We start from the raw sequence: 9733 nt of genomic DNA, 5'->3' as shown, positions 1-9733 counted from the left end.
ATATGCCAGGACTGGTAAGATAGGAGGTGCACATGTTTATTTTAAAACTTGCTGGAAAGATATTATTACTGCCGGTATGGCTGATCCTTTTTGTGATCGGCCTGGCAGTAAAAATGACAGTACAGACTTATGCGGTTGTCAGAGGAATCCTTGGATTTATATTCACTTTATTGATTATAGCGACTGCATACTGTTATCATGACTGGGTACAGGTTGCATTTCTATTTTCGCTGAGTGTAATTCTGTATCTGATCCTGTTTGCAGGAGTGTTTGTAGATACTGTACTGGACATGACAAGAGAACGTATTATTGATTTTATTATATCGTGAGGAGAATATGAAAATGAGCGAAAACAATGATTATATTCAGTTACCACCACTAAAAAAAGACACACCGTCCGATGTGGTAGCATTTATCTGGGAGTACATGAAAGTACCGGAGAACTCAAGAGAAAAAGTTAAGAATCTGCTTAAAGATGCAAATGAAAATGGCGTAAAATTAAGTCATCAGGCACCAACACTGTATGATGTTGTTCCAAAAGAAGAAATTGCTGAATTTGAAGAGCTTATGCGCAAAACCATAGCTGACATTGTATCAGAAGCCAGTAGCGTTGTCTGTTGGGTGTATGTGCAGAAATATGTGAAGCACAAAACCCTAAACGAAATGCTGCAAGAATTGCCAGACGTAGGTCAATTCATCCTAGCTATGGATACCTGCTTTGAAAAACTGATGGAGAAATAATCTAGGAAAATAGTTTAAAGTTTACATGTTATGATCATGTATGAAGTTGGAACAAAATAAAAGATTGTGCTATACTATTGTTCAAGAAAAAAACTCATTGACATATTTCAATCTATTTAGGAGGATAAACGATCATGTGTACAGCAGCAACTTATAAAACAAAAGATTTTTACTTTGGACGAACCCTCGATTATGAATTCTCTTATGGTGATCAGATAGTAATTACACCACGTAATTATGCGTTTAATTTTCGCCATGTTGGCGATATAAAAAATCATTATGCAATTATTGGAATGGCTCATGTTGCAGAGGATTATCCTTTGTATTATGATGCTATGAATGAAAAAGGAGTGGCAATGGCAGGACTGAATTTTGTCGGAAATGCTGTTTATGCCGCGATTAAGCCAGATGTGGAAAATATTGCACAGTTTGAATTTATTCCGTGGATTTTAAGTCAGTGTTCTTCTTTAGTTGAAGTTCGCGAGCTTCTTGAACGAATTAATATTGTTAATACTCCTTTCAGCGAGCAATTGCCATTAGCACAATTACACTGGATCATTTCTGATGAGAATGAGTCAATTACGGTAGAATCTATGTCAGATGGTTTGCATATTTATGATAATCCAGTAGGAGTGCTTACGAATAATCCGCCATTTCCACAGCAGATGTTTCAATTAAATAATTATATGTATTTATCTCCTAAACAGCCCAGAAATACTTTCTGCGAAAATTTGGCTCTTGATGCATATAGTAGAGGTATGGGAGGATTAGGTCTTCCGGGAGATCTCTCATCTTCATCACGCTTTGTACGTGTAGCTTTTACAAAGGTAAATGCAATTTCAGGTGAATCAGAGGAAGAAAGCGTTAGCCAATTCTTCCACATTCTCGGATCTGTGGATCAGCAACGAGGATGTTGCGAAGTAGCGGATGGAAAATATGAAATCACATTGTATACGTCGTGTTGTAATGTTACAAAAGGTATTTATTATTACAATACTTATGAAAACCATCAGATCAGTGCAGTAGATATGCATGTAGAAAATCTGGATAGTGATAAAATGATTTGTTATCCAGTAATTCAAGGAGAACGAATCAACTATCAAAATAAATAATGTTTTGAAATCAGGGATGAGGTAGAAAGGAAAGTTCCATGACAAAAGATGAAGTAAAAAAACTCAGGATGAACAGTCCGGAATCACTACAGTTTTTAAATAATGCTACAAAATTTTATAATTTAATGATGATGTATCGTTGTGCTATTCGGGAGATACAAACTAAACTTGAGGTTTTGGATGATGAATTTTCAGTTGAGAACAATCGAAATCCTATTTCTTTTATAAAAACAAGAATTAAGAAGCCCAATAGTATTTACAATAAACTGCAGAAGATGGGATATGAATTTACAACAGAAAATATACAGACATATCTCAATGATGTAGCAGGCGTTCGAATAGTTTGTGCGTTTATTGACGATATTTATATGATATCAGATTTGATTACCCAACAGGATGATATTAAAGTTATTGAAATAAAAGATTATATAAAAAATCCAAAATCGAATGGTTATCGAAGCTATCATATGATTGTTGAAATACCAGTATTTTTTGCTAAGGGTAAAACACCTATGCGTGTAGAATTACAGATTCGAACCAATGGTATGGATTTCTGGGCAACATTGGAACATCAACTTCGCTATAAAAAAGGAATTGAAGAAATGCCTGGCTATGATGAGATAAGTGAAGAATTACTTCATTCTGTAAGAGCTATCATTGAAGCAGATAATGAAATGCAGAGAATAAAAGACAAAATTGGTATGTTCCACGAAATTTAGGGAGAAAACTGAGCAAGTAGGAAGGTAGAATATATATGAAACAAGATACTTTAGAGGGCAAAGCAAAAACAAAAAATGGGGTAAAACGGCTGTGTTTTTCCATAATCTGCATTCTTCTGGAAGTGATTTTTATTATTACTATCGTAACACGATTGAATGAATATGCAGAAATCATAAATTTATTTACAAGGATTTTGAGTGGGATCTTGGTTTTGGGATTGTACGCATCAAATAAGACATCCTCTATGAAAATGCCTTGGGTCATCTTAATTCTAATTTTCCCAATTATGGGTGTAGGCCTGTATTTGTTGATTGGTTTGAATGGTGGCACACATAAAATGCGTGAGCGATATGCAGAAATTGATAGCAAATTGTTACCAATGCTTCCAGACAGTCAGGAGTGTTTGAGCAAAATAAAAGAAACAATTCCGAAAGCAGGAAATATAGCAAGTTACATACAAAGAAATTCGCAGTATCCAATCTATCAGAATACGGATATTGTGTATTTTGATGAAGCAGTGAAAGGATTAGAGGCACAGCTTAAGGATTTGGAGAAAGCACAGAAGTTTATCTTTATGGAATATCATGCGATAGAAGACGCTGAAGCATGGCATAAGATTCAAGATGTTCTGGAAGAGCGAGTAAAAGCAGGTGTGGAAGTTAGAGTATTCTACGATGATATGGGTTCTATAGGCTTTATTAACACAGATTTTGTGAAAAAGATGGAGGCAATAGGAATTCATTGCCGTGTATTCAATCCGTTTATGCCAGGTTTAAATCTGTTTTTGAACAATCGTGATCATAGAAAAATAACAGTTATTGATGGAAAAGTCGGATTTACAGGTGGATATAATCTAGCAAACGAATATTTTAATTACACACACCCGTATGGACAGTGGAAAGATACAGGTATTCGTTTAGAAGGAGATGCTGTTCAGTCGCTTACGGTGACATTTTTGGAAATGTGGAATGCAGTAAGTGATAAGGCTGCTAAGGATTCTGATTTTAGTAAATACCTTTTCCACTATGATTATGCGGCACAGCAAACTGGGTTTGTTCAACCTTATGCAGACAGCCCTATGGATAATGAGCAAGTAGGAGAAGAAGTTTATATCAGTATGATAAATAAAGCTGAAAAATATTGTTGGTTTATGACTCCATATCTCATCATAACAGATGAAATGACGCATGCGTTATGTCTGGCTGCTAAGCGAGGGGTAGACGTAAGAATTATCACACCTGGTATCCCTGATAAAAAATTCATTTATAATATAACTCGTTCTTTTTATCATGGATTAGTTAAACATGGTGTTCGTGTTTATGAGTGGACTCCTGGTTTCTGTCATGCAAAAATGAGTGTGGCAGATGACTGTATGGCAACTTGTGGAACAATTAATCTGGATTATCGAAGTTTATATCACCATTTTGAAAACGGCTGTTTTATGGCAGATTGTCAGGCAGTTGTGGAAATAAAAAATGATCTGATAAGAACGATGGGAGAATGTCGTGATGTGACAGACCAATATCAAACCGGACGAAGTGCATATTTGCGACTGGGACAATTATTTATGAGATTATTTGCTGGATTGCTATAAGAATCTGATGAAACGACCTTTCAAAAAACAGTTGATTTAGAAGTTAACTGTTTTTGAAAGGCCGTTTTTGCTATATCTAACAGTCTGTTGTACAAAGAAGATTTTGCATGGATAGTGATTAATACAACGGAGTAAGAAAAGCTCCTTCATATATTAGAATAAAAATATGACTGTTTCATTAAAAAGAAGCCGGTCATATTTTTTATGAAAAATAAATTTTGTTGAGGTTAAATTGAGATTGACTTTGTATTGTATAAGTATGAAATAAAAAGGAATCAGGTGATGTACAATGAAAAAGTATAAAATATGTAAAATCCTTCTTGTTATACTGGCAATTTTTTTATGTGTGGCTTTTTATGAATTGCTCGGAATCTGCGTTGCATATAAAAAGCAGCCGGAAGTGTCCAATACAACCAAAAAAGAAACAAAAAATGGGTCATGGAACGAATGCAGTGAAAATACAGAACGGGCAGTAATCATAGAAAAGAATCCAGAAGCGCTTTTACAAAGAGTGCGTTTGATCAAGAATGCCAAAAAGGAAATTATTCTTTCTACTTTTGCATTTCAATCCGATGAAAGTGGAAAATTGATTTTAGGAGCACTGCATGATGCGGCAGACAGAGGTGTACATATTCGTCTGTTAGTAGATGGAATGGAGAGCTGGATTGATATGGAAGGAAATCCGTATTTCTATGGATTATCTTCCCATGAGAATGTTGAAATTAAACTGTATAATAAGGCCAATCCGTTGAAACCATGGAAGATGATGGGTAGAATGCATGATAAATATTTGATTGCAGATGGAAAGAGATATATTCTTGGGGGAAGAAATACATACAATTATTTCCTGGGTGATTTTCCGGGACATAAGAACTATGACAGAGACGTGTTAGTGGTTTGCGATGAACCTGAGAAAGAAAATTCAGTTAACCAGTTGTCAGAGTATTTTGAAACGATATGGGAACAAGAAGACAGTGGTTATTTTCATGACAATAAAAAACTGGCAAATAGAAAATCTGTAAAGAACGCAGTTTTAGAGCTGCAGAACGGCTATCAGAAATATTTTGAAGAGAATAAGGAAAGAATCTGCGATACCGATTACACGGACGAAACTTTTGAGACAGAAAAGATTGCATTAGTGTCAAATCCTATTCACACAGGTTCCAAAGAACCAGTAGTGTGGTATCAGTTGGGAGAATTGATGAAAAATGCAAAAAATCGTGTGAAGATCCACACGCCATATATTATCTGTAATGATATGATGTATAATACATGGGAGGAGATTGCAGAGAACGTTTCAGATTTTTCTATCATGACAAATTCAGTTGCGAATAATGGGAATCCATTTGGGGCTGCCGATTATGCGAAAAACAGAAATAGAATCTTAAGTACAGGAATTAATATCTGGGAATATGAAGGCGGTTATTCATACCACGGAAAAAGTATTCTGATTGACGATGATCTGTCTGTAATCGGTTCCTTTAATATGGACATGAGAAGTGCATATCTGGATACGGAACTGATGCTTGTAATTCGCAGTAAAGATATTAATAAACAGTTGGAAGAGGGCATGATGGAATATGAAAAAGTGTCCCGCCAGATATTAGAAGGCGGAACTTATAATGATCCATATCATGTAGAGCCAATCGAATTAACAAAGAAACGTCAGAGAAAAATATTTTTGGTACAGCATCTGCTTGGATGGGCAAGGTATCTGTTTTAATAAGGAGGAAGGAAAACGTGTTTCAAATATTGATTGTAGAAGATGATAAAGAATTAAGCCAGCTATTCCAAAAAGTGCTTGAGAAGAATGGATATCAAGTCAAAAGTGCATCGGATGGAGCACAGGCATTAGAAGTATTGGATAAGGAATATATTGATCTGATCATTTCTGATATTATGATGCCGGTTATGGATGGTTATGAACTGGTGTCGGAACTCCGTTCAGCAGGATATCAGATACCGGTACTTATGATCACTGCGAAAGGTTCCTTTGATGATATGCGCCAGGGATTTCTTTCGGGAAGTGACGATTATATGGTAAAACCGGTAAATGTGAATGAAATGGTTTTAAGAGTCGGAGCACTGCTTCGCCGTGCACAGATACTGAATGAACACAAAATTGTGATCGGTTCAACAGAGTTTGATTATGATGCAATGACGGTTACAACTGATAAGGAAAGTCTTGTTTTGCCTAAAAAAGAATTCCTGCTTTTATATAAGCTTGCAGCTTCGCCAGGCAGAACATTTACAAAACAACAGTTGATGGATGAAGTATGGGGATACGAGACGGAGGCAGACCCACATACGATAGAGGTACATATAGGAAGAATCAGGGAGCGTTTTAAAGATAACCCTGATTTTGAAATTGTAACAATGCGTGGAATTGGATACAAGGTGGTGAAAAAATAATGGAACAAAAGAAAGAAAAAGGATTGCGGATCCGATCCTGTCTGACTGGTGCAATCTGGCTGGCACTCGTATTTTCAACAGTCATATCTGCGTTATTATTTGCTTTTTTGAATCATTTTTTTAATCTGCCTGGTAGCATACCTATGCTTGGCTGGCTTTTGATTTTCAATACATTGATTGCAGGGCTGATCACTTCCTTTATCAATGCAAAGTTACTGGAACCAATTACCAGACTTAGTAAAGCAATGAAGGAAGTTTCTCAGGGAGATTTTGAACAGCATTTGGAAACGAACAGCCGTATAGCAGAAGTTGGAGAATCTTATCAAAGTTTTAACGTTATGACAAAAGAACTTCGTGCAACAGAGGTGCTGCAGATGGATTTTGTATCTAATGTTTCTCATGAGTTTAAGACCCCGATTAATGCCATTGAAGGGTATACAATGCTGCTTCAGGGAGAAGAACTGTCTCCGGATCAAGAGGAATATGTAGAAAAAATCTTATTTAACACCCAAAGACTTTCCGGATTGGTTGGTAATATTTTGCTGTTATCCAAGTTAGAGAATCAGAATATACCAATGAAAAAAACAGAATATCGTCTGGATGAACAGATCCGCCAGGCATTTCTTTCATTGGAAACAAAATGGACAGAAAAAGAAATTGGTTTTCAGGTAGAATTGGAGGAAGTTAAATATACTGGGAATGAAGGACTTTTTATGCATATCTGGATAAATCTTTTGGATAATGCGATTAAGTTCAGCCCTTCAAAGGGGACAATTACGATGTTTCTGAAACAAGAACAGGATTCTGTTAAGTTCATTCTGGAAGATGAAGGACCAGGAATAGAGGATGATGTAAAATCCAGAATATTTGACAAGTTCTATCAGGTAGATGGATCTCATAAAGCAGAAGGAAATGGCCTAGGTCTTGCACTTGTAAAACGGATTGTAGATAGTGCTGGAGGAACAATCAAAGCAGAAAACCGTGAATATGGTGGATGCAGATTTGTTGTAGAGCTTCCAATACAGAAAGATGAGGCCATATAAGTTTAAGAAAAACAGATAGAGGAGGAATTACATGACATTTTATCAGGAATTGCAGTTAAATCAGGCAGGTTCTAAAAATCTGTTGAAAAAGAGTGAAACACTAAAAGAAAAATTATATCATATGTGGGTATATCTGGTGAAGATAGCTGTTACAATGGCATTTTGTTTTTTATTTGTTAGTATTTTCAGCATCCTATTTGGAAATGAGAACAGTATTGTGGGTGTAGTAGTTTTATTATGCCTTATGGTATTTCGGAATGCGGATCTGGGGATCCACACCGGACAATCTACGATGCTTTTGGCTTTGTTCTTTGTAATTATGACTGTATGTCCGCATTTAGCAAATCAGTTTTCACCGGTATTGGGAATGCTGTTAAATATTGCGGCACTGGCTGTGTTGATTCTGTTCGGATGCCATAATCCATTCATGTTTAATCAATCTACATTGGTTCTTGGGTATCTATTGCTATATGGTTATGATGTTACGGGAAAAAGCTATCAGATGCGATTAGTCGGAATGGCTTTAGGTGCAGCACTTACCTGCTTCGTATTTTATCGAAATCATAAAAACAGAACTTATAAAAGAAATCTGAAAGATCTGATACAAGAATTTGATATCACTTCTTCCAGAACAAAATGGCAGATATGTCAGATTTTATGCGTACCGATTGTCCTTTGCATTGCAGAACTTTGTAATATGCCACGTGCAATGTGGGCTGGTATTGCGGCCATGTCCGCGATTTTGCCGTTTATGGAAGATATGCACTACAGAGTCCGTAAAAGGATTGTCGGAAATATTGCAGGTGTTATATGTTTTACAGTATTATATTTTCTGCTTCCTTCGTCAATCTATGCATATATAGGAATTCTTGGTGGAATCGGTGTAGGATTTTCAGCACAATATGGCTGGCAGGCAGTATTTAACACATTTGGTGCTTTAGCCATTGCTGCAGAGACTTATGGACTACAAGGAGCGGTTAGTCTTAGAGTGATTCAAAATGTTTTTGGTGTTGTGTTTGCTTTAGTATTTTGTGTTATATTTTATTGGTTTATGTCTAAAAAAAAGGAAAGTGATGTGACTGTACATGCAGAGTGAAGTGAATCAGGAAGAAAATTTGAATAGAATTATTACGGTTCCTAATCTTCTTTCTTTTTTTCGGCTTTGTCTGATTCCGGTAATTATATGGAGTTATTGTGTAAAGAAAAATCCTCTGTTAGCTGGTGAAATCTTATTGCTGTCTGGTCTTACGGATCTTGCTGATGGATATATCGCAAGAAGATTCCATAGGATTAGTAATTTAGGAAAAATACTTGATCCGGTGGCTGATAAGCTGACACAGGCAGCGATGTTAATCTGTCTGTTTACTCGTTTTCCGCATATGCTTCTTTTAATCGTAATAATGGCAGGTAAGGAGCTGTATATGGTAGTCAGTGGATGTCTTGTGATACGAAAGACAGGAAAAGTACATGGTGCAGACTGGCATGGAAAGATAGTAACCTTTTTATTATATGGAACTGCAGCGGTGCATATTATATGGTTCCACATTACACCGATGGTATCAGATCTGTTGATTGGTTTGTGTGCTATAATGATGGTCATATCGGTCGCTCTGTATATTATCCAGAATACCAGGACGCTTAAGGGAGAGACTGTATAAGCAATTTTATATTGCAATGACTAGAAAAATATTTAGGAGAAGATAGATATAAACAGTAAGTCAAACACACAAACTATGGGACATGCTTTTCAATAAATCATATTATGCAACAGACAGAGATGAACTTGAAAAAAATAAGAATTCCATGAATGAACTTGAGGGGATCGGAAAAAATTTATAAAGCACACTCCAAATTCAAGTTTGCCGAAATGTCTTTCTAACTTTCCCTATTTTACAGGCTTTCCAGTCCATTCATTAGTGAAATGATATGTATTTTCCCTTATTTTTGCCCTTATGAGATAATTGTAAGGGAAATAAGGGAAAGTTTTATTTAGTCATTGCCTGCCACTTTATCAAGTAACCTTGCAGATTCCCGCTTGGCTTTTCTTGTAGAGTGTGCATAGACATTCATGGTGGTACTGACATCTGAGTGCCCTAACAGTTCCTGCACAT

Annotated in this window: 10 protein-coding genes and 1 pseudogene; all 11 read left to right on the top strand. The window is 36.2% G+C overall.

Annotated features, from left to right (window positions below):
- Window positions 1–32: 32 nt before the first annotated feature.
- Window positions 33–329: a hypothetical protein gene (locus G5B11_RS17680; RefSeq protein WP_005334864.1), complete on the top strand. Its 297-nt coding sequence runs from the start codon at window positions 33–35 to the stop codon at window positions 327–329.
- Between the two features lie 7 nt (window positions 330–336).
- On the top strand, window positions 337–741 hold the full coding sequence (locus tag G5B11_RS17675) for a hypothetical protein (protein ID WP_173729237.1): 405 nt from the start codon (window positions 337–339) through the stop codon (window positions 739–741).
- A 134-nt stretch (window positions 742–875) separates the two neighbouring features.
- Window positions 876–1853 (top strand): choloylglycine hydrolase, encoded by a 978-nt coding sequence (bsh, locus tag G5B11_RS17670; protein ID WP_173729236.1) that lies wholly within the window; start codon window positions 876–878, stop codon window positions 1851–1853.
- A gap of 38 nt (window positions 1854–1891) precedes the next feature.
- The gene (locus G5B11_RS17665; RefSeq protein WP_173729235.1) at window positions 1892–2572 is read left to right on the top strand and encodes a GTP pyrophosphokinase; all 681 of its coding nucleotides are present in this window, start codon (window positions 1892–1894) and stop codon (window positions 2570–2572) included.
- Window positions 2573–2607: 35 nt separating this feature from the next.
- Window positions 2608–4167, top strand: a complete 1560-nt coding sequence (gene cls, locus G5B11_RS17660; protein ID WP_173729234.1) for a cardiolipin synthase — start codon at window positions 2608–2610, stop codon at window positions 4165–4167.
- A gap of 289 nt (window positions 4168–4456) precedes the next feature.
- Window positions 4457–5890 (top strand): phospholipase D family protein, encoded by a 1434-nt coding sequence (locus G5B11_RS17655; protein ID WP_173729233.1) that lies wholly within the window; start codon window positions 4457–4459, stop codon window positions 5888–5890.
- Window positions 5869–6579 carry a response regulator transcription factor gene (locus G5B11_RS17650; RefSeq protein WP_003693048.1) on the top strand — a complete coding sequence of 237 codons (711 nt, stop codon included), beginning with the start codon at window positions 5869–5871 and terminating at the stop codon, window positions 6577–6579. Before G5B11_RS17655 ends, G5B11_RS17650 begins: the two co-directional genes overlap by 22 nt.
- Window positions 6579–7622 (top strand): HAMP domain-containing sensor histidine kinase, encoded by a 1044-nt coding sequence (locus G5B11_RS17645; RefSeq protein ID WP_158421470.1) that lies wholly within the window; start codon window positions 6579–6581, stop codon window positions 7620–7622. The genes G5B11_RS17650 and G5B11_RS17645 overlap by 1 nt, the downstream gene beginning before the upstream one ends.
- A gap of 31 nt (window positions 7623–7653) precedes the next feature.
- Window positions 7654–8718, top strand: coding sequence for an FUSC family protein (locus tag G5B11_RS17640; RefSeq protein ID WP_158421471.1), 1065 nt, complete (start codon window positions 7654–7656; stop codon window positions 8716–8718).
- A complete protein-coding gene (locus tag G5B11_RS17635; protein WP_008115839.1) occupies window positions 8708–9280 on the top strand; it encodes a CDP-alcohol phosphatidyltransferase family protein in 573 nt (190 codons plus the stop codon). The genes G5B11_RS17640 and G5B11_RS17635 overlap by 11 nt, the downstream gene beginning before the upstream one ends.
- Window positions 9281–9356: 76 nt before the next feature.
- Window positions 9357–9461, top strand: a pseudogene (locus tag G5B11_RS19660) (flavodoxin family protein); the annotation flags it as partial.
- Between the last annotated feature and the right edge of the window lie 272 nt (window positions 9462–9733).

This window comes from Blautia glucerasea, assembly GCF_013304385.1.
GTDB lineage: Bacteria > Bacillota > Clostridia > Lachnospirales > Lachnospiraceae > Blautia_A > Blautia_A ammoniilytica.
The sequence above is the reverse complement of the archived record's forward strand: the minus strand, read 5'-3'. Positions and strand labels throughout refer to the sequence as shown.

Coding starts and splice junctions, on each gene's coding strand:
- G5B11_RS17680 (WP_005334864.1), top strand. CDS start 33: ATGTTTATTTTAAAACTTGCTGGAAAGATATTATTACTGCCGGTATGG.
- G5B11_RS17675 (WP_173729237.1), top strand. CDS start 337: ATGAAAATGAGCGAAAACAATGATTATATTCAGTTACCACCACTAAAA.
- bsh (WP_173729236.1), top strand. CDS start 876: ATGTGTACAGCAGCAACTTATAAAACAAAAGATTTTTACTTTGGACGA.
- G5B11_RS17665 (WP_173729235.1), top strand. CDS start 1,892: ATGACAAAAGATGAAGTAAAAAAACTCAGGATGAACAGTCCGGAATCA.
- cls (WP_173729234.1), top strand. CDS start 2,608: ATGAAACAAGATACTTTAGAGGGCAAAGCAAAAACAAAAAATGGGGTA.
- G5B11_RS17655 (WP_173729233.1), top strand. CDS start 4,457: ATGAAAAAGTATAAAATATGTAAAATCCTTCTTGTTATACTGGCAATT.
- G5B11_RS17650 (WP_003693048.1), top strand. CDS start 5,869: ATGGGCAAGGTATCTGTTTTAATAAGGAGGAAGGAAAACGTGTTTCAA.
- G5B11_RS17645 (WP_158421470.1), top strand. CDS start 6,579: ATGGAACAAAAGAAAGAAAAAGGATTGCGGATCCGATCCTGTCTGACT.
- G5B11_RS17640 (WP_158421471.1), top strand. CDS start 7,654: ATGACATTTTATCAGGAATTGCAGTTAAATCAGGCAGGTTCTAAAAAT.
- G5B11_RS17635 (WP_008115839.1), top strand. CDS start 8,708: ATGCAGAGTGAAGTGAATCAGGAAGAAAATTTGAATAGAATTATTACG.